The 26,697-nt window shown below is 48.6% G+C and carries 20 protein-coding genes and 1 tRNA gene; 15 read left to right on the forward strand and 6 right to left on the reverse strand.

Annotated features, from left to right (window positions below; genetic code table 11):
* Positions 1–176: 176 nt before the first annotated feature.
* Both E7746_RS07450 and E7746_RS07455 read right to left on the reverse strand, forming a co-directional pair.
* Entirely contained in the window at positions 177–743 is a 567-nt protein-coding gene (locus tag E7746_RS07450) for an HdeD family acid-resistance protein (RefSeq protein ID WP_136410368.1), read from the reverse strand.
* Positions 744–877: 134 nt separating this feature from the next.
* Positions 878–1,594: a tRNA1(Val) (adenine(37)-N6)-methyltransferase gene (locus tag E7746_RS07455; RefSeq protein WP_238337146.1), complete on the reverse strand. Its 717-nt coding sequence runs from the start codon at positions 1,592–1,594 to the stop codon at positions 878–880.
* An 87-nt stretch (positions 1,595–1,681) separates the two neighbouring features.
* On the opposite strand from E7746_RS07455, the gene yihA reads away from it, so the two are divergent.
* The 3 genes from yihA to E7746_RS07470 are packed head-to-tail and all read left to right on the forward strand — an operon-like array spanning position 1,682 to position 5,391.
* Positions 1,682–2,290 (forward strand): ribosome biogenesis GTP-binding protein YihA/YsxC, encoded by a 609-nt coding sequence (gene yihA, locus E7746_RS07460; protein ID WP_136410370.1) that lies wholly within the window; start codon positions 1,682–1,684, stop codon positions 2,288–2,290.
* A gap of 58 nt (positions 2,291–2,348) precedes the next feature.
* The gene (locus E7746_RS07465; RefSeq protein ID WP_123396902.1) at positions 2,349–4,553 is read left to right on the forward strand and encodes a RelA/SpoT family protein; all 2,205 of its coding nucleotides are present in this window, start codon (positions 2,349–2,351) and stop codon (positions 4,551–4,553) included.
* 22 nt (positions 4,554–4,575) lie between these two features.
* Positions 4,576–5,391: a hypothetical protein gene (locus E7746_RS07470; RefSeq protein ID WP_136410371.1), complete on the forward strand. Its 816-nt coding sequence runs from the start codon at positions 4,576–4,578 to the stop codon at positions 5,389–5,391.
* On the opposite strand, the gene E7746_RS07475 is transcribed toward E7746_RS07470, so the two are convergent.
* Positions 5,388–6,386: an alpha/beta hydrolase gene (locus E7746_RS07475; RefSeq protein ID WP_136410372.1), complete on the reverse strand. Its 999-nt coding sequence runs from the start codon at positions 6,384–6,386 to the stop codon at positions 5,388–5,390. The genes E7746_RS07470 and E7746_RS07475 overlap by 4 nt on opposite strands.
* Before the next feature lie 109 nt (positions 6,387–6,495).
* Positions 6,496–9,117, reverse strand: a complete 2,622-nt coding sequence (gene alaS, locus E7746_RS07480; protein WP_136410373.1) for an alanine--tRNA ligase — start codon at positions 9,115–9,117, stop codon at positions 6,496–6,498.
* A 132-nt stretch (positions 9,118–9,249) separates the two neighbouring features.
* Here alaS and E7746_RS07485 point away from each other — a divergent pair, with 132 nt between their 5' ends.
* Complete coding sequence (locus E7746_RS07485) at positions 9,250–10,221, forward strand: M23 family metallopeptidase (protein WP_136410374.1); 972 nt, start codon at positions 9,250–9,252, stop codon at positions 10,219–10,221.
* 3 nt (positions 10,222–10,224) lie between these two features.
* Positions 10,225–10,560, forward strand: coding sequence for a MerR family transcriptional regulator (locus tag E7746_RS07490; RefSeq protein WP_123396897.1), 336 nt, complete (start codon positions 10,225–10,227; stop codon positions 10,558–10,560).
* Positions 10,561–10,562: 2 nt separating this feature from the next.
* On the opposite strand, the gene E7746_RS07495 is transcribed toward E7746_RS07490, so the two are convergent.
* Positions 10,563–13,022, reverse strand: a complete 2,460-nt coding sequence (locus E7746_RS07495; RefSeq protein ID WP_238337147.1) for a TonB-dependent receptor — start codon at positions 13,020–13,022, stop codon at positions 10,563–10,565.
* 89 nt (positions 13,023–13,111) lie between these two features.
* Here E7746_RS07495 and E7746_RS07500 point away from each other — a divergent pair, with 89 nt between their 5' ends.
* The 5 genes from E7746_RS07500 to E7746_RS07520 all read left to right on the forward strand — a co-directional run bounded on the left by E7746_RS07500 (position 13,112) and on the right by E7746_RS07520 (position 18,730).
* A complete protein-coding gene (locus tag E7746_RS07500) occupies positions 13,112–14,422 on the forward strand; it encodes a UDP-glucose dehydrogenase family protein (protein WP_136410375.1) in 1,311 nt (436 codons plus the stop codon).
* A gap of 16 nt (positions 14,423–14,438) precedes the next feature.
* Positions 14,439–15,575, forward strand: coding sequence for a DegT/DnrJ/EryC1/StrS family aminotransferase (locus tag E7746_RS07505; RefSeq protein ID WP_136411317.1), 1,137 nt, complete (start codon positions 14,439–14,441; stop codon positions 15,573–15,575).
* Entirely contained in the window at positions 15,572–16,273 is a 702-nt protein-coding gene (locus tag E7746_RS07510; protein WP_136410376.1) for an HAD family hydrolase, read from the forward strand. The genes E7746_RS07505 and E7746_RS07510 overlap by 4 nt, the downstream gene beginning before the upstream one ends.
* A gap of 97 nt (positions 16,274–16,370) precedes the next feature.
* Positions 16,371–16,457 (forward strand) — tRNA-Ser (locus E7746_RS07515).
* 215 nt (positions 16,458–16,672) lie between these two features.
* Entirely contained in the window at positions 16,673–18,730 is a 2,058-nt protein-coding gene (locus tag E7746_RS07520) for an outer membrane beta-barrel protein (RefSeq protein WP_136410377.1), read from the forward strand.
* Positions 18,731–19,037: 307 nt separating this feature from the next.
* Here the strand turns inward: E7746_RS07520 and rhuM are convergent, their stop codons facing one another.
* On the reverse strand, positions 19,038–19,934 hold the full coding sequence (gene rhuM / locus E7746_RS07525) for a RhuM family protein (protein ID WP_136410378.1): 897 nt from the start codon (positions 19,932–19,934) through the stop codon (positions 19,038–19,040).
* Between the two features lie 354 nt (positions 19,935–20,288).
* Here rhuM and E7746_RS07530 point away from each other — a divergent pair, with 354 nt between their 5' ends.
* From E7746_RS07530 to E7746_RS07550, 5 genes are all read left to right on the forward strand, one after another.
* Entirely contained in the window at positions 20,289–21,875 is a 1,587-nt protein-coding gene (locus tag E7746_RS07530) for a helix-turn-helix domain-containing protein (protein ID WP_168184332.1), read from the forward strand.
* A gap of 192 nt (positions 21,876–22,067) precedes the next feature.
* A complete protein-coding gene (locus tag E7746_RS07535) occupies positions 22,068–22,490 on the forward strand; it encodes a hypothetical protein (protein WP_123396879.1) in 423 nt (140 codons plus the stop codon).
* A 5-nt stretch (positions 22,491–22,495) separates the two neighbouring features.
* On the forward strand, positions 22,496–24,805 hold the full coding sequence (locus E7746_RS07540; protein WP_136410380.1) for a TonB-dependent receptor domain-containing protein: 2,310 nt from the start codon (positions 22,496–22,498) through the stop codon (positions 24,803–24,805).
* A 178-nt stretch (positions 24,806–24,983) separates the two neighbouring features.
* Positions 24,984–25,379, forward strand: coding sequence for a hypothetical protein (locus tag E7746_RS07545; protein WP_136410381.1), 396 nt, complete (start codon positions 24,984–24,986; stop codon positions 25,377–25,379).
* A 179-nt stretch (positions 25,380–25,558) separates the two neighbouring features.
* Positions 25,559–26,338 carry a hypothetical protein gene (locus tag E7746_RS07550; protein ID WP_136410382.1) on the forward strand — a complete coding sequence of 260 codons (780 nt, stop codon included), beginning with the start codon at positions 25,559–25,561 and terminating at the stop codon, positions 26,336–26,338.
* Positions 26,339–26,697: the final 359 nt, after the last annotated feature.

Consider the following 26,697-nt stretch of genomic DNA (forward strand, 5'->3'; position numbering starts at 1 on the left):
CTAAAAAAGTGACCGATAGTTTAATCCAATGACACATAAAGGTAGCGTATTCCCTGCTTTTGTGCAATAATATACCTCGTCTACTTATACCCGGCTAAGAATATTTAACAATCTATGGCGGGCATCGGCGTGCGCCGATGTCCGCCATGCGATATATTTTCTACATGATTCCTCGATTATTCGTCACCGTTTCCATCGGAAATTGGCTTCAAATCGTAGGACAACATACACAGTGAGAATCCCCAGTAAATGAATGCAAGAGAAGTGAGGAAGCTAACCATCATCATGTTCTGTACCCAACCTGCTTCAAGGAAGAAGAATCCGATGAGAAGCAACAGGATACCGTTGACAAGATAGAGCCACCAATATTTACCCCTGTGTCCGCTTACCGAGCTGATAATCGTAGTAATACCCCAATAGATGAATATCAAGGCAAGGAAATACGGGAATACGAATTCTGACAACATGATGCTGCGAACGAGCATAAAGCCCACAAACAAGTCAATCATGCCGCCGGCAATCCACCATCCCCAACCCTTGGGATAATGAGGCCCTGCAGCTACGATAAGTTGAATTACACCGGCAAGGATAAGAACCCAACCGAAAATCTGTGACGCTATTGCATAGCCGGCTCCCGGCCAAAACCAATAAGCAAACCCGCATAGTACCATCACGATACCGGCTATCAGTATGAGCCACCAGCTCTTAGAGTAGCCAACCAAATTAAATTTTGAGAGATTCATAACATCAATAAATTTTAGTTGATATTTTTATTCATATAACAACACTCTTCGTTAATTTGTTTGAATTTTAAATAACGCATTAACGATAAAAAATAATGATGTCACAACTCACTGCCAATAACGCTATAGCGATGTTATGATTTATCAAGATAAAAGGCCGAAACAAGGTCGTTGTACTCAGGAGAGCCCACCGTAACTACATCCTCGACTGTCACGGCATCGCCAAGCGACAGCTCCCAAAGCAACCGCGTGACCCTCCCGGTCGACGGTCGCGTAACTACGCGGGTCAGCCGGGATACCGACATTCTCGCCATCGCCGCGCTGAACATTATGTCACTCTCACGCTCCACAGGCGATATCATGCACAGCCTGCCCTCGGTCGACAGCAGCCCCGAGGCCGCAGCCTTCACTATAGAGTCGTAGGTAAGTCCCTCGCCGTGACGGGCAAGCGCACGTGACGCATCGGGAGCCTTAAGTTCCGAATTAAAATAAGGGGGATTGCTCACAATAAGGTCGTAGGGAGCGTCACTTTCGGCCGCCCATTGATTGAAGTCGGCCTCAATAACACGCAACCTGTCGCTCCACGGCGATGAATCGAAGTTGTCGCGAGCCTCGGCCGCGGCATCACGCTCTATTTCAACCGCATCGATAAAAGCATCCGGCTCGCGTTGAGCGACCATAAGCGATATAAGTCCCGTGCCCGCTCCTATGTCGAGAACCCTGCGACAACCTGCCACAGGGCACCACGCACCGAGGAGCACGCCGTCGGTTCCCACCTTCATCGCGCTCATGCGGTTGCACACCTCAAACTGCTTGAAGCGAAACACATGTTCCCTATTCACATTTGCCATAACCAGCAACAAAGTTAAACATAAAGTGTGGCACATCGGTTGTATTAACATAAAAAGTTGTAACTTTACGCTAAATAAATAATATATATGAATATCACCTCGGCCAAATTTGAGATAAGCAACACCGATGTTGCAAAATGCCCGGCAGTATGTCGCCATGAATATGCGTTCATAGGCCGCTCCAATGTGGGCAAATCATCATTGATAAACATGCTCACCGGTCGCAAGTCGCTCGCCATGACTTCATCCAAACCCGGTAAGACGACATTAATCAACCACTTTCTCATAAATGACCAATGGTACATCGTCGACCTTCCCGGTTACGGATATGCACAGCGCAGCAAGGAGATGCAGCGTCAGATAAAGAAGATAATCGAGGATTACATCCTTGAACGACAGCAGATGACCTGCCTCTTCGTACTTGTCGACAGCCGTCACGACCCGCAGAAAATCGACCTCGAATTCATGGAGTGGCTCGGTGAAAATTCGGTGCCTTTTGCCATCGTATTTACGAAGCTCGACAAGCTCAGCTCGGCGGCAGCCAAGAAGCAGACCGAGAAATATCGCAACACATTGCTCGAAAGCTGGGAATCACTGCCACCGATATTCTACACCTCAAGCGCCGACATGCGCGGACGCAACGAGCTGCTCGACTACATCGAGGAACTCAATCAGCTGCCACTCGAATGCGAATAACGCCGCCTCGCCCTATCAATAGAGGATTGTAGGCGGCCAATAAAAAACCTGATGAGCTATGGAAGAAAAGTACTTTACACCCGAAGAGAAAAAAGAGATGCTCGCCTTGAGCCGGCAGCTGCTGGCCCATACTCGCGAAATTCAGGAGCGTGACGACTTCAAACGCATACGACACATTATTTCCGACGGCATAAAGCAGAACCACTACCGACGCGACCGTTACGGAATAAACCCAACCATACATAACCTGAACACTGCCATGTTGCTGTGTGACAAAATAAGTCCCGACCGCAACATGATAATAGCCATATTGCTGTTCAATCTGTGCAAAACCGAGTTCATCCCCACCGAAGAGCTTGTCAAGGAATGGGGCGACGACATAGCAAAACTAATACGCGGACTGCTGAAAGTGTCGACGCTCTACAGCAAGCAGGCAGCTGTTGAAAGCGACAACTTCCGAAAGCTTCTGCTGACATTTGCCGAAGACATACGCGTCATCATAATAATGATTGTCGACCGACTTGCCCTTATGCGCACAATCAACCACCATCCCAACGAGAAGATGGTGCACGATGTCGCCTACGAGTCCAATTACCTCTATGCGCCTCTCGCCCATCGACTCGGACTCTATGCCATAAAGTCGGAGCTCGAGGATCTGTCGCTGAAATACACCAACCGCAAGACCTACACCGACATTGCCCACAAGCTTAATGAAACGAAGGTCAAGCGCGACCAGTACATAGCCGAATTCATAAAGCCCATCCGAGAAAAGCTCGATGCGACAGGGCTCAAATATGAGATAAAAGGCCGCACAAAGTCGATATATTCGATATGGAACAAGCTCAAAAAGCAGAAGAACGACATCGACCACATATACGACCTATTTGCGATACGCATAATCATCGACACAACGACCGAAAAGGAGAAGAGCGACTGTTGGCTCGCCTACTCGGTAATCACCGACATGTATCAGCCCAATCCGTCACGCATGAAGGACTGGCTGAGCATACCCAAAAGCAACGGCTACGAGTCGCTGCACATAACGGTGTACGGCCCCGGCGACCGCTGGGTGGAAGTGCAGATACGCACAAAGCGCATGGACCTCATAGCCGAAAAGGGACTCGCCGCCCACTGGAAATACAAAGGCATAAAGAGCGAAGGCGACCTCGACACATGGATGAACAACGTGCGTGACATCCTTGAAGCCGCCGAAACAGGCCCCATGGAGCTGATGAAAAACATGAAGATGGACATCTACGACAAGGAGGTGTTCGTGTTCACGCCCAAAGGCGATCTCTACAAGCTGCCGTTGGGAGCGTCACTTCTCGACTTCGCATTTCACATCCACTCAAAGCTCGGAATGACATGTACCGGAGGCAAAGTCAACGGTAAGAACCAGAAGCTCAACTACAAGCTTAAGAGCGGCGACACAGTAGAGATACTCACCTCAACGGCACAGGCGCCCAAGCTCGACTGGCTCGCATTTGTCGTCACCTCAAAGGCTCGTAACAAGATACGCCAGACGGTTCATGAAATGAACAACCGCTCGGCCACACTCGGCAAGGAGCTGCTCGAACGTCGCTTCAAAAACCGCAAGATAGAGCTTAACGAGTCGAGCCTGATGAAGGTCATAAAGAAGCTCGGCTACAAGACCGTAACCGACTTCTATGACGCGATCGCCGATGAGAGCCTCGACATAAACAATGTGATAACCGAGTACGAGGGTCTTGACAAGAAGATTCCCGATGCGGCCGAAATCCGCTCAGCCGAGGAGTTCCAGCTCATGACTGCGGCCGACGATGATTCAACATCATCCGATGTGCTCGTTATCGGCGACGACATAAAGGGCATCAACTACCGTCTGTCAAAGTGCTGCAACCCGATATACGGTGACGATGTGTTCGGATTCATATCGGCTGAAGGAGTCATCAAAATACATCGTCATGACTGCCCCAATGCGACAAACATACGCGAGAAATATCCCTACCGACTCATCACCACAAGATGGTCGGGCAAACTCGGACAGCAGTTCGGCGCAACGTTACGCATTGTCGGGAACGACGACCTCGGCATTGTCACGAGCATCACCTCGATAATCAACAAGGAGCGTGACACATCACTGCGCAGCATATCAATCGACTCCAACGACGGAATTTTCCAAGGATTCCTCGTGGTCGGAGTCAACGACACCGTAGCATTAAACAACCTGATAAAGAAACTAAAAACAGTAAAAGGAGTAAAAGATGTACAACGTAGCAAATAAACGCACACTCCTGGGAGTGGCAATGGCAATGTTACTTTTTTCATGCGGAGGAAAGAACACCGACACTGAACGCGCCGAAGCGATAGTGAATCAGGCCGATTCAGCCATAACGGCAGGCGACTACGACCTCGCCGTGACGCTGCTTGACACGTTGAAGTCACGCTATCCACGTGAAATAAAGGTTCAGCGCGGAGCCATGAATCTGCGTCCGAGAGCCATCGAAGGACAAACCATACGACAAATCGAGATTACCGACAGCATGCTCGCGGCCAGCAGCTATCGCCGCGACTCGATGATGAACTATTTCTCGTTTGTAAACAATCCCGAGCTCGTCGAGGGCTACTACGTAATCAAAGAGTATGCCAACTCCTCGCTGTTTAACCGCACCGGAGTTGAAGCCCGCATCACTCCCGAAGGCGAATTTTACATAATCTCCTCGCTTAACGCCAAGCCGGTAAAGCACACATCGCTGTCGCTTAAAAATCAGGCCGGAGAGGTAAGCACCGCCACAGTGGACTATGACGGCGACCGCAATTACCGCTCGGGCGGCACCGAGATGATAACATTTGTAGGAGCAGAGTGCGACACTCTCGGACAATTCCTTACCGACAACCGGGGAGCCGCCACTACGCTTATATTCAACGGCGCGAAATCCTACTCCACTCCGCTGTCAAAGCTCGACCGAAAATCAATCGAGCAGACCTACGAAATGGCAAATGTATTGACCGAGAACCGCAAGCTTAATTTAAAGCGTGATTTTCTTGACCGACAACTGCAAGTGGCACGCGACCAGATAGCACGAACCACTCAAGAGCCGGCTGCCGACGACAAGGACTAAAGTCCTTGCCTGTCGAGCCACTTGAATATGTAGTCGTACAAAGCCTCACGCACGTTCTTCTTCGACAGAACGAGGTCGTGCATTCCTCCGTTGACTTTAATTTCGGTTATATCCCATCCGAGCCGACGGCCATACTTTGATATATCATCGACATCGAGCACAGCATCGGTAACGGCATACTGCGTGTCGTCATCGCCCTTCTTATAGGAGCGGTCGGAGTGCATGAGCAGTATAGGAATCTTTATGTCCTCGCCGTTTTGAAGCATCCCCTGCCCCATATCGATTGCCCTGACCCACCCGGCATCCACATCAGGCGACACGATGAACTTCCATTGGGTGTTGAAATCCCATTCACCGCCATACTGCTTCAGCACGCTTTCAGCATATTTGCTCGACCCGCCCTGCGGTATCCTGATGTCGGGGAATGCATTGCCGATTGTCGACACAGCCGGCACAAGAAACTTCTCTTGGAACGAGGACAGGTTCCAATCCAGAAACGGACTGTTGAGAATCAACGCTCTTATGTCGGAATCGGGATTGGAGGCCATGTAGAGCGACGTCGTCAATCCTCCCGTAGAGTGACCCATCAATATTATCTCGTCGATACCGTCGCCCTTCATTTGGGCTATAGCCGAATCTATGTCGGCAAAGTACTCCTTCATGTCACGCACTTGAAACGGTTTCTGCCCCGGGAGGAGCGAACGGCCGTATTTGCGCAGATCCACGGCATAGAAGTTATAACATGAATCGACAAAACGGTCACCCATCTCAGCCTGGAAGAAATAGTCGTTGAAGCCGTGCACATAGAGTACGCCCTTGTTACCGCCGCACGACGACAGCTTACGTATAATGGTCGACCTCACCTGACCGCTGTAGTCATCGGGCTGGTCAACATAACGCATTTCATATCCGTCGCCGAGCACATCGGGTCGCCATTGAGCCAACGAGGACAATGTAAGAGCCGCGCCCGACAGAAACATCAAAGACCTTTTCATAACTGTAATCCGCTTTTTTAACATAACGAGAAGCATTGTCACACTGTTCATCATAAAAATGAAAAAGGGCCTTGCTGAGAAGACCCTTTTTCGTTATCGTAAAAATTACTTATAGTCCGAGTATCGAGTGCATCTTTTCATACGCAGCCGAAATGCCGTCCTTGTTCTTACCTCCGGCCTGAGCAAATCCCGGCTGTCCGCCGCCACCGCCCTGGATAAGCTTGGCAGCCTCGCGCACTGTTGTCGAAGCATTCATGCCGTCAGCCACGAGGTCCTCGGTTATCATCAATGTCAGCAACGGTTTCTCGGCGGGATCCATGGTAGCGCCGATGAATACAGTGTGCTCGGGCGACTTGGCACGAACACCAAACGCTACATTCTTCACCACTTCGGGAAGTCGCAGGCCTGTCAGCTCTACCACCTTGATGCCGTTGACCTCACGAGCCTTGGCAAGGAGTTCGTTGGTAAGCACATTCACACGCTCCTTGAAGTACTCCTCGGCCTGATGCTTCAGCTCGGCATTCTCGTCGATTGACTTGCGCAATGCCTGAACGAGGTCGGGAACATTGTTGAACATGCTGCCTATCTCGCGGAGAGTGTCCTGCATCTTGTCAAGCATATCCTCGACACGGCCACCGGTCACAGCCTCAATTCGGCGTATTCCGGCTGCGATGCTGCTCTCCGAGATTATCTTTATCATTCCTATGTTGCCGGTGTTGTCGACATGTGTACCACCGCAAAGCTCAACCGATGAACCGTAACGGATCACACGCACCTCGTCACCGTATTTCTCACCGAAGAGAGCCATTGCACCCATTTCACGAGCCTTGTCGATGGGCACACAACGCTTCTCGTCACGCGGTATAGCTGCACGCACACGGCTGTTGGCAAGATGCTCCACGCGACGGATCTCCTCAGGCGTCAGCTTCTGGAAATGCGAGAAGTCGAAGCGGAGCACATCGGGTGACACAAACGAGCCTCGCTGCTCTACATGTGTACCGAGAACCTCACGGAGTGCCTCATGCAAGAGGTGGGTTGCGGTGTGGTTGCTCGATATAGCCTTACGGGCTTCTTCGTCGATTTCAGCCTCAAACACGGCTTCAATGTCGGCGGGAAGCTTCTTGGTAAGATGAACACCCATTCCGTTTTCACGCTTGGTATCGTAGATTTCCACAATGTCGTCACCGTTTACAAGACGGCCGCGGTCACCTACCTGACCACCCATTTCGGCATAGAACGGAGTTACCGAAAGTACTATCTGATAGAACTCATTGTTTTTCTGCTTAACCTTGCGATAACGCAAAATGCGTGTGGGAGTCTTGGTCATGTCATAGCCTACAAACTCCTGCTCACCGTCACGCACTACGACCCAGTCGCCGGTTTCAACAGCAGCGGCGTTACGGGCACGAGCCTTCTGTGCAGCCATTTCGCTGTCAAACTCAGCCTGATCGAGCGTCATGCCGTTCTCCTTAAGTATAAGTTCAGTAAGGTCGAGGGGGAATCCGTAGGTGTCATAGAGTATGAACGCCTCCTTACCCGAAATCTCGTTCTTGTCCTCCTTCTTGGCACTTGCAATGGCCGAATCAAGGAGGCGGATACCGTTTTCAAGGGTGCGAAGGAATGCATCTTCTTCCTCCTTGATTACCTTCATTATGAGGTCACGCTGCTTGGGAAGTTCGGGATAAGCCTCGCCCATGCTGTCGATGAGTGTGTCGACAAGACGATACATGAATGCCTGCTTTTGGTCAAGGAACGTATAAGCGTAACGCACGGCACGACGCAAAATGCGGCGAATCACATATCCGGCCTTTGCGTTTCCGGGAAGCTGTGAGTCGGCGATCGAGAATGCAATTGTGCGCACATGGTCGGCGATTACACGCATCGCAACATCCACCTTGGCATCCTCACCATACTTCTTTCCTGCCAACTCACCTATCTTGTTGATAAGCGGAGTGAACACATCGGTGTCGTAGTTGGATTTCTTTCCTTGCAGAGCCATGCAGAGTCGTTCAAATCCCATACCTGTGTCGATAACCTTGGCGGGAAGCGGCTCAAGCGAACCGTCGACCTTGCGGTTATACTGCATGAACACGAGGTTCCATATCTCGATTACCTGAGGATGATCGTGATTCACAAGGTCACGGCCCGGCACCGCGGCACGCTCTTCAGGTGAACGGAGGTCGATGTGAATCTCCGAGCAGGGGCCGCAAGGACCCGTATCGCCCATTTCCCAGAAGTTATCATGCTTGTTACCATTGATTATATGGCTTTCGGGAAGATGCTTTGCCCATATTGAAGCAGCCTCGTCATCACGGCTGAGTCCTTCGGCAGGCGAACCCTCGAACACTGTTGCATAGAGCACATCGGGGTTAAGCTTAAGCACATCGACCAGATATTCCCATGCCCAGTCAATTGCCTCCTGCTTGAAGTAGTCGCCAAACGACCAGTTTCCAAGCATCTCGAACATGGTGTGGTGATAGGTGTCCATTCCCACCTCTTCGAGGTCGTTATGCTTGCCGCTTACACGAAGACATTTCTGAGAATCGGCTACTCTCCTGTGCTTCGCCGCGACATTACCGAGTATGATGTCCTTGAACTGGTTCATGCCGGCATTGGTGAACATCAATGTCGGGTCGTCCTTGATTACCATCGGAGCCGAAGGGACAATCTGGTGTCCCTTGCTGCGGAAGAAGTCCTTGTAGGATTCTCGTATTTCCTTTGCAGTTAGCATTTTATATGACTATAATTTAATTATGAATTAGCTTATATGAGTATTATTCACTATATTTGCGGTGAAATAATCCGCAAAATTAGTTGAATAATATTACTTTTGCAAGTCATTCAACGCGCCAATCAGCACAAAATGAGCAAAAAAGTATTTTACCGATATAACCCGGCCAACGATAAATATGAACGAGTGTACCCGTCACGGCGAAGCCGTATATGGGGTATCGCCCGCAACACGTTCATGGGCATAGTCATCAGCGCGGCCCTTTTCAGCATCATTTACTATTGGATTGGAACTCCCGCCGAACAGCGGCTACGCGAGGAAAACGAGCAACTCAACACACAGCTCGACATTCTCAACCGCCGACTCGACGCGTCACTCGGCCTGATGAACGACATCTCGGAACGTGACGACAACTTCTATCGCGTTATAATGGGTACCGAGCGCGTGTCGAGAGCCAAGCGTTACGCCGGATTCGAGAACGAAAACCACTACAACCACCTCAACACCCTGCACGATGCCGAGCTGATAAAGAACCTCACGCGCAAGATGGACATGCTTGACAGGCAACTGTATGTGCAGATAAAATCATTTGACGAGCTGCAGAAGCTTGCGGAAACCAACAAGGACCGAATACGCCACATCCCGTCGATACAGCCCATAGCCCAGAAACACATGCGCAAAATGGCTTCGGGCTACGGAACGCGTCGCGACCCGATATACGGCACTCGCAAGTTTCACGAAGGGCTTGACTTTGCCGCCGACAAGGGTACTCCTGTATATGCAACCGCCGACGGCAAAGTGGTGAACGCCTCATGGGAAAGCGGCTACGGCAACCTCGTTGAGATTGACCACGGCTACGGCTATGTCACACGCTATGCCCATCTCAGCAAGTTCAAGGTCAAGGAGGGCCAGACCGTGAAACGCGGTGACCTCATAGCCGAAACGGGAAATACGGGAAAATCCACAGGACCCCACCTGCACTATGAGGTGCGTTACAACGGGACGCCGCAGAATCCCATCAACTACTACTTCATGGACATAACGCCCGAACAATATAATCAATTGATTCTTGAAGCTGAAAATGCAGGACACGTAATGGACTGAGTTATGGATGAAATAGGCAAGAAATACTATAAAATCAGAGAAGTGGCCGAGATGACCGGACTGCCCTTGTCGACACTGCGATATTGGGAAAGCCGCTTTACAATAATCAAGCCCAAACGTAACGAACACGGCACACGCTTCTACACTACATCCGATGTCGAGAAGATAAGGATGGTCTACTTCCTTGTAAAGGAGAAGGGGCTGAAACTTGAAGCCGCGCAAGAGCAACTGAAGAACAACCATTCAGGCGTGTCGCGACATGCAGCCGCCATCGACAGACTCAAGGCAATAAGAGCCGAACTTCAGTCGATGCTGGACGCCATGAGCCGGTTGCGTTGACATCAAAAATCGACGGTAAGCCTCACATTTAACATTCTTCGCGTGAGTGAATTGGGTACAGCATAGCTGACATCATCGGCCGTCTTAACCCAATAATAGCTGCCGACATTGGATATGTCAAACAGATTGAAGCAATCGACTCCCAGCCACATTGAGTTTATGAAACGGCGTCTACGACCGTCGGCATTGTCGATTTCGGGCAGAATATTGTAGGCCAGGCCTATGTCCACTCGCTTATAGGGCGATGTGCGGAAATACCCCTTGTCACGGGTTGAATGTGGCATCGTCACCGGCAGTCCGTCGGCAAATATACCCCTCAGATTTACTTTCATGCGTGGAATGCGGGGGAAATAATCGGTAAAATAGAGCGCTACGCTGTAACGCCGGTCGTTGGGCAGCGGCACTTTGACTCCGTTGATGGTTTCTTGCGACTTCATCACCGACAGGCTCAGCCATGAATCGCTTCCGGGCACAAACTCTCCGAAAAGCCGCAGGTCAAGACCTGCCGCATATCCGCTTGACGAATTGTCGCCGGCATACACAATGCGCAGATTGTCGATTTCGTAGGGATTGAGCCGTGACAATGCTTTGCAGTAGGCTTCGGCCGACAATTTGAATGGACGGTTGAACGCCCTGAACGTATAGTCGCTGCCTATGATGAACTGCACGCTACGCTGCGCTTTTATATCCTTGTTAAGTGTCACCGACGAATTGCCGTGCTCGTCGGTCACGATGCGTCGAAGTTCCTTGTAAAATGGTGACTGATAGTATAGTCCCGTGGCAAATCGGAACGCCCAGTTGCTGCCGCTTGCCGGAACATAGCCTATATTCAATCGAGGGCTTATCAGCAGCTCACGGTTAAAATCCCAATATGACACACGCACACCGCCGTTAAGGCTGAAAAATCCGCGTCCGTTATCGATGCGATAGGTGTCCTGAAGGAATGCCATGACTCGGTTGCTCGACAATGAATTGTCGGACGACATATTATAAAGCATCAGCAAATCACCCGCACTGTTTCCGGGCAATGAGAATCCCGCCGAGTCACGCAGCTCCCATTCACGACTGAACTCGCTTACCGATTCATGATTTAGCGTAACCCCATAATCAATCATGTGACGCGACACGGCATTGCGGCCCTGCAACGACATTGAGTATACGGTAGCCTTGAGTCGGTCACGTGCATGCTCATGGTAACGACCCACCCCTATAGGAGCGTCATCATCGTCATTCATCGCGTCATCAAGCCAGTATTCACCCGTAATGTCGTAAGCTATAAGTTCATTGGAGCGATTGCCCGAGAACAACAATGTATATCCCGACGAACGTGACGGCACATAATTTAACGCCAATGCGCCAAACCACGTTTCAAACTTGTCGTGTTCATGACCGTCGAAATAGACATTGAAGTGCTTTACATCATCGACCGTACCGAACTTAGTCGTGCGGTTACGTGGAGTGAACCTGTAACTGTTAAGGGCGATGTTGCCGAGCAACGACACCTTGAACCGCTCGTCAAGATTCACCTCTATCTTAGTCTGATAATCGAAGTAACGCGGATCATACTCACCTTTTTCATCGCCTGTTGCAAGAAGTGACGCGTTACGTTTATACCGCAATCCGTGAAGCTGTGAAAACCGATCGATTCCCTGCCCTATGCAAAGCTCGGCTCCCATAAGACCCAATGACACATTTCCGTCCAGTCCATGAGGTCGGCGGTAAGTTATGTCGAGAGCCGACGACATCTTATCGGAATATGCCGCCGGAAAGCCTCCGGTCGAGAATATCAGCTTGTCAACCATCGAAGGATTGATGACGCTCAGCCCCTCCTGCTGTCCGTTGGTGACGAGCAACCTGCGAAAAAGCTCCACGCCGTCGACATAGACACTGTTTTCATCGTAGGAGCCGCCGCGTACCGAATAAGCCGACGACAATTCATCGGATGGAGTAACGCCGGCAAATGTCGACAGCATCGACTCGACGCTCCCACCCGTTACATCGGGCGAATGTCGGTAGGCATCGGCATCGACCTGCTGCATCGAGCCGAGTTGCTTCTTGTACTCAGCAATCTGCACCTCACGCAATTGGCGCGAGGCCTTTTTGAGTTTCATGTTGACTGCAAGATCGTTGCCTCGCACCTTCACAAGCTTGCGCTCGCCGTCACGATAACCGATACATGAAAAGAGAATACGCAACGTATCGGCAGCCGGAGCGGTCAGCCTATAACGCCCCTCGGCATCGGTGTTTACACCTACCGATGTCCCGGCCACCCTTACCGTGGCAAACTCGATGGGATGATTCCGCTCATCGGTTACCCGACCGTGTATCCTTGTTTGCGGGAAGCAACAGAGTGCGCCCGACAATATAGAAATAATCAATAATGTGATGCGTATGACAGGCATGCGTGATGAATTTACACCTAAATAACGTGACGCTGTGCCATTAAGTATGTAATGCGACAAAAAATGTAGCACTTGCCCCAAACCTATTAATATCAACATCCCCATTTATTAATTTTATTCATTAATTTTGCATCAAATTATAGCTGAATATGAAAATAGCAATTGTAGGAACCGGATATGTAGGCCTCGTATCGGGTGCTTGTTTTGCCGAGGTCGGCATTGATGTGACATGCGTCGACATCGACAAGCGTAAGATCGACAACCTCATCAACGGCACAATACCCATATATGAGCCCGGACTCGACGACCTGGTGTCACGCAACGTGAAAGAAGGGCGACTGCATTTCACCACCGACCTTAAAGAGTGCCTTGACGAGGTGGAAGTAGTGTTCAGCGCAGTGGGCACGCCTCCCGACGAGGACGGCAGCGCCGACCTGAAATATGTGCTTGATGTTGCGCGCACATTCGGCCGCAACATCAACAAATACACCATACTCGTAACCAAAAGCACGGTTCCGGTGGGCACTTCAGCCAAAATAAAGGCCGAGATAAACCGAGAGCTCGCCGAGCGTGGTATGTCGGTTCCCTTTGAGGTGGCCTCAAACCCCGAATTTCTAAAAGAAGGAGCCGCGATAAAGGACTTCATGTCGCCCGATCGCGTAGTAATAGGCATCGAGAGTGACCGCGCACGCAAAGTAATGGAGCGCCTCTATCGTCCGTTTCTGCTCAACAATTTCCGCGTAATATTCATGGATATCGCATCGGCCGAGATGACAAAATATGCAGCCAACTCAATGCTGGCGACACGCATATCGTTCATGAACGACATAGCCAACCTGTGTGAGCTTGTGGGTGCCGATGTAAACATGGTGCGCAAAGGCATAGGCACCGATGTGAGAATAGGCAACAAGTTCCTCTATGCCGGCTGCGGATACGGCGGTTCATGCTTCCCCAAGGATGTAAAGGCGCTAATACACACAGGAAAGGAGCATGGCTACAAGATGCGCATAATTGAGGCTGTCGAGGAGGTCAACGAACTCCAAAAATCAATCGTGTTCCGTAAGCTTAAAGATGCCCTAGGCGACCTTAAAGGCCGACGCATAGGCATGTGGGGACTTGCCTTCAAGCCTGAAACCGACGACATGCGCGAGGCTCCCGCGCTTGTTGTAATCGAGAAGCTTCTCGAAGCCGGAGCCACCGTCGTGGCCTACGACCCCGTGGCCGTGCCCGAAGCACGCCGACGACTGGGCGACCGCATCGAGTATGCCCTCGACATGTATGACACGGCAGTGGATGCCGACGCAATAGCACTGATGACCGAGTGGAAGCAATTCAGAGTACCGTCATGGAACGTACTGCACAAGGTGATGCGCGGCAACATAATCGTTGACGGACGCAACATATACGATCCAGCCGAACTTGCCGAGGAGGGATTTGAGTACCACTGCATTGGTAAATGACTGTAAAAACGCATTTATTATGGAAATGATAAAGTTATCGCTGCCTCACATAGGCACAACCGAAATAGAATGGGTCAACAAGGCATTTGTGGGCGACTGGGTAGTGCCCCTCGGGCCCAATGTCGATGAATTTGAACGACGACTGGAAAACTATTTAAGCGGCAATAAGGAAATCGTGGCCTTAAGTGCCGGCACGGCCGCACTGCACCTTGGACTGGTTGTGCTCGGAGTCGAGGCCGGCGACGAGGTGATATGCCAGGCGCTTACATTCTCGGCAAGCGCCAACCCTATATGCTATCAAGGCGCACACCCCGTATTTGTAGACAGCGAGCCCGACACCTACAACATGTCGCCAGCTGCACTGGAGGAGGCCATTGTGGCCCGTCACCGCGCCACGGGACGCTATCCCAAGGCCATAATTCCGGTTCATCTTTACGGAATGCCGGCCAAGATGAATGAAATAATCGAGATAGCCGCTCACTACGGCATACCCGTATTGGAAGATGCCGCCGAAGCCCTCGGGTCGGAATATCACGGAAAGAAATGCGGCACCATCGGCAACTACGGAGCATTGAGCTTCAACGGAAACAAGATAATAACCACATCGGGAGGCGGCGCACTGATATGCCCCGATGAAGAGTCGGCCCGTCGTGTGCTGTTCTTCGCAACGCAGGCACGAGAAAACCGCCCCTACTACTATCACGAGCACATCGGCTACAACTACCGCCTCAGCAATGTCAGCGCAGGTGTAGGATGTGGCCAGATGGATGTTCTGCCTGAGCGTGTGGCGCGTCGTCGTGCTATACACCAATTGTACAAAGAGGGACTTTCCAATCTCGCCGGAGTGACAGTGCAATGCAATCCCACTGAAGAGTTTGACTCAAACTTCTGGCTATCGACTATACTAATCGACCCGGCCACCGGATTTACACCCGAGGATGTGAGAGTGGCAATGTTGAATGCCAAAATCGAAACTCGCCTGTTGTGGCGTCCGATGCAGATGCAGCCCATATTCCGTGACGCTCCCTACTACGGCGGCAATGTGTCACAACACCTGTTTGAAACCGGACTGTGCCTACCGAGCGGATCGGTGCTTACCGACGAGCAGATATCACGCGTAATCGATGAGTTGCACCGCATATTACGAGGATGATGTCACGCCACCGAATTGCCGTATTTGACCTTGACGACACCCTATATCACGAGCATGACTATGTCGTGTCGGCATTCAGCTACATAGCCCGAGATTTGTCGCATCGCTATGCGCTCGATTACGATGCTATGGTTGGAGCCATGATGTCGGCCGGCAATCCTTTTGACAACCTTTTGCGTTACATATCCCACACCGCCATACCCATAACCGAAGATGTAGCGTGGCTTGTCGACACCTACCGCAATCATCCCCCCACCCTTAAGTTATCGGCCGACACGAAGCGCACAATCGAAATGCTCCAGGCACATAACGTAGAGTTGGCCATAATAACCGACGGGCGCGTGACATCGCAGAACAACAAGATCAAGGCTCTTGGCTTGAACCGAATAGTGAAACCCGAAAACATAATAATATCGGAAGCCGTAGGAGGCGACAAGCTGTCAGGTAAGCCATTTGAACTACTGGTAGCGCAAGCGGGGTCCGATAATGAATACACTTATATAGGCGACAATCCCGCCAAGGATTTCGTGTGGCCCAACCGGCATAATTGGACAACAATAGCCCTCGCCGACACATCGGGCATCAACATTCATCGGCAGGAATGGGATAAATTCCCGGCAATAAACCGGCCACAGCACATTGTTGATAACTTACTTGACATTGTGCCACTGATAGTTAAGCCTGATATTGTAAACTGAGGCCAATTTGTGGGAAACTTTTAGCATTGAAAAGTTTGCAAAATTAAAATCTTCTGACTAACTTTGCACCGCTAAGTCAGAAAAGACACTTCAGCATGGAGAGGTGGGTGAGTGGCTGAAACCACCAGTTTGCTAAACTGACGTAGGAGCAATCCTACCACGAGTTCGAATCTCGTCCTCTCCGCAAGCCCTGTAAGCGACTCGCTCACAGGGCTTTCTATTTATGCCCTGCCCGCCCCACGATAGCAGCGATGCTGCAACGCGAAAAGTCGGCGCATTTTCATTATACACCAGGCATTTAAGTCTAAATAAGGGAGCGTTTAAGACTAAATAAGGTTGAGGATTGCATAAGTAGTGCCACACGCCTGTAATTTTGCATCAGAAACCAAACAAAAAGACATGGATATGAAACAAGCAGCCACGTTCATTATCGCATTGCTATGCGCCATGTGTGCTTCGGCCCAGACGGAAACACCTGATACCATCTCCTCTCGACAACTCGATGAGGTTGTCGTCAATGTCGAGAAACCACAGGTCAGAGCAGAGGACGGCGTCATGATCGTTGACTTACCGGGTATAGTCAAGGACAAGCCTGTAGACAATATCCTCGAAGCCCTTGGCTACCTGCCCGGTGTAATGAATAACAACGGCATGATATGGCTCACGGGCGCATCCAATGTTACCATTATTCTCAATGGCGAATTGGCCAATATGCCGCTCCAGAATCTTTATCAACTGCTCTATACCACACCCGTTGACAGGCTGAAGAATGTCGAGGTGATGTACTCGGCTCCGGCAAAATATCATGTCAACGGCGCCGTAATCAACGTAGTGCTGAAAACGCCCACGCCTCTCGACGGTCTGCAAGGACAGGTCAGAGCCGGATACAACCAAGCACATTACGGCTCTTATGGGGGCGTTCTTGCAGCAACATACGCAATCAAAGACTGGTCTTTTGATTTGAACTACGGACTAACTAGCAATAAATCGTGGAGCCGTGAGGAAACTTGGTCGAATCATCTATATGACGGCAAGCGCACAATTATTGAGGACGATATGCGGCGCATCGGTCATAACTGGAGCAATACCATATTCGCCTCCGCATCATGGAAGACGCTCAAACTTACTTATAACGGTCAGATTGTCTCCGATTCAAAGAGTTGGAATCTTTCATCGGGCACCTTGGGTAACTATACGAATGCATATAATATGCTGTCGCCTGTTGGCTATCATAACATCGCCCTTCGTTACGCCGCACCTTTCGGTATGACTGTTGGCGGCGACTATACCTGTTATTCTGAAAACCGTTCCCAGTCATTGTTTAAGGATACTGATTATCTGCTTGGCTCGGAAAACCGTCAGGACATAAACCGATGGCATGTGTATGTCGACCAAGAGCATCAGTTCGGCAAATGGCAGCTTAACTATGGAGCGGAGTATCAGCACTCTAAAGACCACAGTTCGCAACACTATGGCATTGTTGGTATGGCCGATAATCCTGATTTCGATGATATTCTCAACGAGGATGTGGCAAGTTTTTACGTTGGTACCCAACGGTCGTTCGACTGGGGACTGACATTCAATGCCTCGGCAAAGGGCGAATATTATCACAACAAATATCAGCACAACTGGAATTTTATCCCTCAGCTTGGAGCCACATATTACAAAACGCCTAAAAGCATATTCCAACTCAATTTCGACGCCCAGCGCATTTATCCATCATATTGGGAACTGCATGGCGGTACGAGCCACATCAACGACTACTCAACAATCATAGGAAACCCTAAGCTACAACCTTATATCCAATATGACGCGCAATTCAACTACATTCTTCGACAGAAATATGTAGCGACACTGTATTTTCAATATGGTGACAAAGCGATGGTGCAATTACCTTACCAGTCGCCCGATGCTCTGAATCTAATATATCAGACCATCAACATGAACTATGAGCGAGTGGCAGGACTTAATCTTAATGCGCCTTTCGGAGTGGGATATATCTGGAACGCCACGGCTACAGCAAACATTATGAATCGGCGCGCCAAGGCAAATCATTTTCATGACATCAGCTTTGACAACAGCAAATGGATATTTTATGGCTCTCTTACCAATTCATTCAAGTTCAGCCAAAATTGCCCTGTATCTGTATCGATTGATTTCAGCTACATATCTCCATCATTGCAAGGCATAGCCGACTTGTCGGCTATATGGAAAATAGACGCCGGAGTAAAATGGCTGTTCGGGAAAAAGCGTTGCTGTGAACTCGATTTGAAGGAAGATGACATATTCAACAAATGGTCGCCGACTATGACCATCAGCCATGCAGGTCAGGACTACCGAATGAAGGTTCATGACATGACACGAAATTTCAAACTGACATTCATCTGGCGGTTCAACGGCTTCAAACCCAAAGAGAGCAACAGCATCGACACTTCGCGCTTCGGTACCGGAAAGTAATCTTTAATAAATGACATGATGAAAATCGTATTGATCATAGTATTGTCACTTGTCTTTAACTCATGCAGTTTAGAGAAAAGGGTTGTCGTTACGACACGGGGTTATGAGCAATATCGTCAGTCTGGAATGGCTGATGTCCAAATCAAAGCATTACAAAAGTCAAACGCGACTCAGGCTGACACGCTGACAATTTGCAAATTCAAATAACTTGTCTATTTGAACTTAATAGACAGCTTGATCATACATAGACAAAGAGAGGTAACCTCGGCAGTGATGTCAGGGTTGTCTGTCTTTCGTGATTGCGAGCTCAGATATTGTCGAGGATTACATTCGGAGAGGTTTCCATTTGGGAGAACGCAAAAAGTTTCTTGCCGAGGTCTTTTATGGATGCTCCTATATGGTAAAGAGTATCGTCTATAATCAAGAAGCGGTCATGAATATTATAGGCTGTGCGCACATTTACAGGCTTATATTGGTCATTATGCCGTTCTATATCCAGACGCAAATTATCGTCAATCCTCTTTGTATATACAGTAGCAAGGACTCCTCTATTGCGCTTGTTCAGCAAAGTCAGAACTGTTTCATCGATATAATTGTCAATAAGGACGATGCGTTTACGGGCTCGTTTTATGAGGTCGCAGACAAAAACGTATGCATCGAATATCTGTCCATCGAAAAGAACGCCCTCTCGGGGAGGCAACGATGTCTTAAGGAAGAAGTCGACCTTGCCAGTCAGGTCATCGAGCCTTTTATCATGCTCCAACAGGCGGTGGTCAATGCGGCTTTCCATATAAAGAAGTCGCTGGTTGACGCTGTAACCTCGCAATAGATAATCTTTCAATACCTTGTTGGCCCATTGACGGAACTGAGTGCCACGTATTGATTTTACCCTATAACCAACTGATATTATGACATCAAGCGAATAGAACTTGGTCTTATATCTTTTGCCGTCGGCAGCAGTTAGTAAGGATTCCTTACATACTGAAGATTCCTCTAATTCTCCTTCCTTGAATATATTGCGGATATGTAGAGTGATGTTGTTTCTTGTGGTTTGAAACAGTTCTGTCATCTGCGCCTGTGTGAGCCACACGGTTTCATTCTCAACTCTGACATCCAATGACAGAGTTGAATCAGGCTGATAGAGAATGATTTCATTTTCACTATCAGGCCGCAAGTTGCTAATGTTGTTGTCTATTTCGTTCATTGGTGTCTTAGTTGTAATTGCAAATATACGAAAAGCAATCGGTAAATCAGCGATTTACAGCACAATTCGTCAGCTTGCCGACCATACTTCACATTTAATCTATAACTGAGTATCGATTTCGTCGGGCATATATAAATAAAAAGACTTTTAGAGCAATATAATCAGACTGTATGACCGGGGTGTCGCCGATTTTTCGTAATTTTGTACTTGAACATCCAATGCGGAATAAAAATCCAATGATTTCTGCATAGCCTGCAACAAGGTTAAGACTACGGAGGAACCCGAATAATGAGAAAACTTATATATGTATTAGTAGCTATTGTCGCATTAGGCACTGCTTCATGCTCGAAGTCAATGTCACAATACGATAAAGAGATTGACCAAGCCGAAAAGATGATGCTGAGCAATCCTGACAGCGCATTGTCAATGCTGGATGCAATCGATGCCTCCGAACTTAAAATAGACTCCTTACGGGCAAAATACCATTTCATTAAAGGATACGGACATCTGAAGCGCAACCGTTCAATGATTGGAGATTCTCTTATAGTATATGCTCATGATTATTATCGCGGTAAAGACTTGGTGAGGGACATCAGAAGCGGCATCGTCCTGGCCTGGTACAAATTCTGGGTCGGCGACACTCCCGGAGCTATGACCATGCTCGATTCCCTTGCCGGATTGCCCGATGTGCCCGATTCTTTAATGACTCAGACGCTCAGAATACGCGTAATGCTCGGAGCGTCGGAATATCAGGGACAACAGCTCATCCCATACGCGAAAAAGCTACATGAACTCGAAACGGATTCCCTGAGAAAAATCGAGGCCAACTATATGCTTTTAACAGCATACGAATACGCAGGTGAAACGGACTCCGCCCTCTATCTTTTGGACCAACTTGTAGACTATGCACGCAATCACAACTGGGGCGACAAGCATTTCATGTTTGAACTTGAACGGGCACAGTTGCTGACCGAAAAAAGCAGGAGCGCCGAAAGCGACGCGCTTATAGAAGAGATATTCCGAAAAGCCGGGCCTGATAACGGAGCCGCCGACTATCTTCATTTTCAGTATGCCATAAATGCACTGAACTCCGGCGATATAACACGAGCATCGCGACACCTTGCATTGGCCGACAGTTTGGCAATAAAATTAAGAGGTGACGACGATACTTACTTCCGCAGCTACAGCAACCTGCTCCATGCCATAATTGACTTCACGCAGACCGGCCGCATCAAACTGATGCACATAAACGGCCTCAACAACCGCCAGGGCGAACGCTACAACCGCATGAAAGCCTCGCAGTGGGAGTCGGAGCGCGGTGCGTTACATCAGCAGAACTGGGCTTTGGCTCTGAAAGCTGAAAGCGAACACAAGACGGTGATAATCCTGATAATAAGTCTTGTGACGCTCTTGGTATTGGCGGGCGCCTTGTGGATTATCATAATTCACCGCCAACGTGAGCGTGAAAATGAAGAACGCATCGAGGCGTTGCAGAAAATGGTCGACGAGTATCGCTCGGCACCCGCGACACGCGAATCGGAGATTGCCGATTCGTCGGTGCTGCGCAGCGCCATGCTCAAGCAGCTCGGCATCATCAAGATGGTTGCCGAAACTCCGACGGAGCAAAATCGTGAAATGTTGCGCAAAATATCGTCCATTGACGGGAAAATCGACGGCGAGCTTGTAGACTGGGGAAATGTATTCGGAATGATCGACAACCTCTATTCGGGATTTTACGGAAAACTCCACGGCAAGTACGGTGACATCCTCAGCCCGAAGGAGGAACAGATAATCGTGCTTATGGTAGCCGGTTTCTCAACCAAGGAGATAAGCGTGATAACCGGACAGACAACATCGACTGTCTATGTCAGGAAATCCTCGATAAGAAAGAAGCTCGGAGTGCCCGAGAAGGAGGACATCGTAAGATTCCTGCAAAGTTAAGAGGTCATTTAAATCGCGCAACACTTCATTTAAAGTTTTAAAAGATGCAACCACTGATATTCAGCATGTTGCATCTTTCGTATTAAGACTTTCACATTTGCAGTTAAAATCCGTTCAGATGTAATTTTGCATCAGTAATAGTCGCAAGACGCTTTGCTCACAAAGAAAAGAATCACTAAAAACTGATGTAAAATGAAATCAAAAATCACCATCCTCGCCATCGCATTTTTGATGGCTTCTATCCTCCTCTCTTCATGCTCAACCGGCAAAGGAGATTTAAAAGACCGAAATCTCGAACAAGCTACGCTATCGCGTCTTGACTCTATTCCCAATGTAGAATACATTGGTAAATCCGATGTACGCGCCCTCGACGACAACCGATTCCAAGCTGTAATCATATACTATGTCACCGACTCAACCGGCAATAAAGTTGAACACAATGCACGCGTCACCACCAACGATGACTGCTCGGAGGTTTACACATGGGAAGAGCTCGACTCCAATGTCCTTGGCGACACCAAGCAAATGATAAGTGACAAGTTGGAAGAAAAAGGCATCGACATGGACGGGAGCATGATTGATGCTCTCATTGAACTTAAAAAACGATTAAAATAGGCAATATGAAACGGATTATCACGCTCATCATTGCTATGACAGCAGTGACTACAGCTTTTTGCCGTGAGATAAGAGGCTTAGTGGTCGGAGAAAACGGGACTCCGCTCGACTACGTAAACGTAGTGTTATATCACGACTCAATCTACGTGACAGGGACGGTAACCGATACTGCCGGAGCCTTTTCATTGAACACCTACATCCAAGGCAAGCTTACCGCCAAAATATCTTTTGTAGGCTACGAAACATACACCTCATCTATACCAAATTCCGGCAACTTAGGCACAATTAAACTTGTCCCCACAACCGTGACGCTCCGAGAAGTTGTAGTGAGTGTCACACGCCCTTCCACTACGATGAAAGGCAATGCACTCGTTACCGACATCGATGGCACCTCACTCGCCATAGCCGGAACCGCCAATGATGTGCTGGCACGTATTCCCATGGTCGTTGACAACGGAGGCACGCTGGAAGTCTTCGGCAAAGGAACTCCCGAAATCTATATCAACGGACGCAAGGTAAACGACCGTCAGGAACTTGCCCAACTGAATTCACAGGATATGAAAAATGTATCGGTGATAACCAATCCCGGTGCGGCCTATGCGGCAAATGTAAAATCAGTAATTCTGATACGCACCAAGCCTCCGAAAGGCGATGGATTCAGCGGAACGATCCGCATCGACAACGGCTTTCAGCACTATTTCCGCACAGGCAACTCAATCGATGTGAAATATCGCACACGCGGGCTCGAACTGTTTGCCAATTATGGATGGTGGTACGGCGATAATCGCGACAACCGTTCTAATGAAATGACCACGACAACCTCAATTGGAACTTACAATCAGGCATTTCAAACAATCGGCAAACAGTTCTACAACGACATGACCGGAAAAATCGGCTTTTCCTACATGTTCAATGACCGCCACAGTATCGGCGCATATTATCAGAACAGTTGGAACCGTCACCACTCCACAGGCACCATTCCAAGCGAAGTGTGGCAAAACGGCATTTTGATTGACTGTTACGACTCCGATGTCAATAATAGATCCACGGCCTTACCGCGACACTATGTCAACCTGTATTACAACGGGCAAGCAGGCAAGTTATCCATCGATTTTAATGCTGATTATCTGTGGTATAAGAGTCGGGAGCTTTCATTGAGTGACGAACTCAGCGAAATGGGAGAAGACCGCACGGTCAACACTCTCTCAATCAACCACAACCGCATGTTTGCCGAAAAGCTCGTAGTGAGTCATCCGCTATGGCACGGCCGTCTACAGGCGGGCGAAGAATATACCTGTACACGCACTACCAACATCTTTACAGCCAACATCACCGAAGTGCCTGATGCCGACAACCGAGTGGACGAAAGCAACATCGCCGCATTTGTGGAGATCGCACAGCAATTAGGCCGCTTCAATATCGGGGTGGGACTGCGTTACGAACATGTAGAATTTAATTATTACGAGATGGGCCAACTCCGCGACGGCCAAAGCAAAACCTACGACAATCTATTCCCCTCGCTTAATGTCGCCACGAAGATAGGTCAGGTCAGAATGGGCTTGAACTATTCGGGAAAGACAGTACGCCCCGGCTACGGACAACTCGATGGGGCCGTCAGCTACATCAACCGCCTCACTTTTGAAACGGGGAATCCTTATCTGAAGCCGACAAAAATGCAGACATTGGAATATGTGGCACAGTGGAGTCAGTTCTTCGCTCAGTTATCCTACACCTACTTCAAGGACGGCGTGTACCACACCACCGAGCCCTACGGTCCCGACGGAGAGGCTACCATTATCAGGACTGCCAATCTCGACCGCCGTCACTATTTTCAGGCATTCGCGGGAGGACAATTCAATGTCGGTATATGGCAGCCACGCGTAAATATAGGCGTAATGAAGCAATGGCTCACCCTACCCGTCAACGGCAAACCGATGAAAATGAACACTCCGGGCTTCCTTTTTCAGTGGCAGAACGCCGTGCATCTTCCACTCGACATCTGGCTGAATGTTGATGCACAGCTTATGACAACTCAATGGGACAACAATATGAAACTCTCCAATACTCCCTGGTATGTCAACGCCAAGATATACAAAGGTTTTGTCAACAACACATTAAGCGTGACCCTCGAAGCAAAGGATATGTTCAACTCCTCGCAGAATGACGCGATTATGTATAATGACGCAGTACACATTGTTCAGAAAAATTTCTCTCCGGGTCGATCGGTGATGCTAACTCTCCAATATCGCTTCAATACGACCCGCGACCGCTACCGCGGCACAGGAGCCGGCAACTCTGAAAAATCACGATTCTAAACTTATTAATTCATGCAAGATGTGGAGCCTCGGCAGTGATGTCGGGGCTTCTACGTTAATGATTGAAGGCATTAGAGCCGGTCCGACAATAAATATTAACGGCTCTTAATGTCCCTTGCATCGGCAATTATTGTTACCTTTGCTATTGAGTCGGCTATTAGTGAGCCTCTTGCATCGAATGAACGACAGAAACATCAACACTTTATATTCGCTTTTCGGCATGCTTGTGATTGTGCTCTTTACAAGCATCTTTGCTGCTTGCTCCGATAACAGTGCCGAAAAACAACTCTCACAAGCGGAATCGCTTATAATCGAACAGCCCGACTCTACCGTTGCAATATTGGTTTACATGGACACTACAAATATGTCAGAAGACCAAATAGCACGACAACAATTGTTGTACCTCTACACACGATTAATCTATGGCAATCAGTTTCCGCTTGATTCGACAGGAATTGCCGAAGGCGACAAGATATTTACAGGTGCTCTTGATGAAAATGAAGTAAAATGGCTGATTGCCAAGTCGGCTGAAGCCAAGCGTAGAGGAAATCCGGTACCCGTATTGAGTTGTTGAAGGATGCTGAATTTTTAGCCATACAGTTGAACGACAATGTTGACCTTGGGATAATATATCTTTTCCTTTCAAATGTATATGAGCAAGGATTTAACGGCACAGTAAGCAAACATTATGCCGATAAGGCACTTGCAATATTCAGGAAATTGAATTGGCAAAATAAGATCCGTGATGCGCGCATGGCCATTGTAGGAGGATATGTGGCTAAAAGAGATTACAGCTCAGCGCTCGATTCTCTTATTGCAATGGAACCGGAGGTGATAGCCAATGCACACGACAGTTACAAAATATTCTTTTTTGACCAACTGGCAAGGTGTTACGACTCTGACCGACAATCAAGAAAGGCAATAGATATATGGCATTCGATATATGACGGAAAGAATATTTCAGTCAATACTCTTGCGCATTGGGCGCATGCCTATTACCACATAAACGAACTCGACAGTGCATATATGCTGATACAACAGGCTAATAAGCTTCCTCGCAACAATACCGATGAAGCCCTTTGCCGTAATGTCGAGTATGATATTCTTGAGAAAATGGGGCGCAAAGCCGAACTTGCAAGAGTCGACAGCCTACGTAACATCGCAGCAGGCAATACGATGAAAGAGCGCAAGCTTGAAGAAAGCAGCCTTGCCCTCAACCTCAAATATGATTCCGCTACGAGAAATGCCCGAATCGAGGCCGCCGAAGCACGAAATCGCACCAATATAGCCATATTCATTGCCATGCTGTTGGCTATATCAGGTGTTGCAGCGTATATTTTCATGAATAAAAGAAACCAACTGCTCAAGCTTGAACACGAAAACGACATTCTGAAAATTAAAACGATGCAGGACAATCTATTTAAAAGCGATTGTCGCAACAAAGATATGTCGGCAAGGATATCCGAACTTTTTCACACACGCTTCAACCTCATCGACGCTCTTGCCGCAACCTATTTTGAATGTAAGAGATGATTTAATTTGACACGAGATATTATTTTAGTAACTTTACATCATGAATCAATGATTAATGACATGAAAGAGAGTCTTATTTATGGATTAAAAATATGCCTTGAATATTTCGTGATAATCGCCGCGATTTTAATTCTATCAATTGTCATAGACTTGATAGGCGGTCGCGATATAGATCACTACTTTTCTACTCCATATTTTATTACTGCGAGTATCGGCTTGGCACTCACTTTTATTTGCGCCGGCCTCTATCCGTTGGTTCTAAAAATGTCGATCAAGTCCTACAACGCCGAGTATCCCGGCTTGATACAAAGATATGTAGTTGAGAAATGTCGAAGTAAAGTGCTGTGCCGATATTTCTC

This window comes from Muribaculum gordoncarteri, from assembly GCF_004803695.1.
Classification (GTDB): domain Bacteria; phylum Bacteroidota; class Bacteroidia; order Bacteroidales; family Muribaculaceae; genus Muribaculum; species Muribaculum gordoncarteri.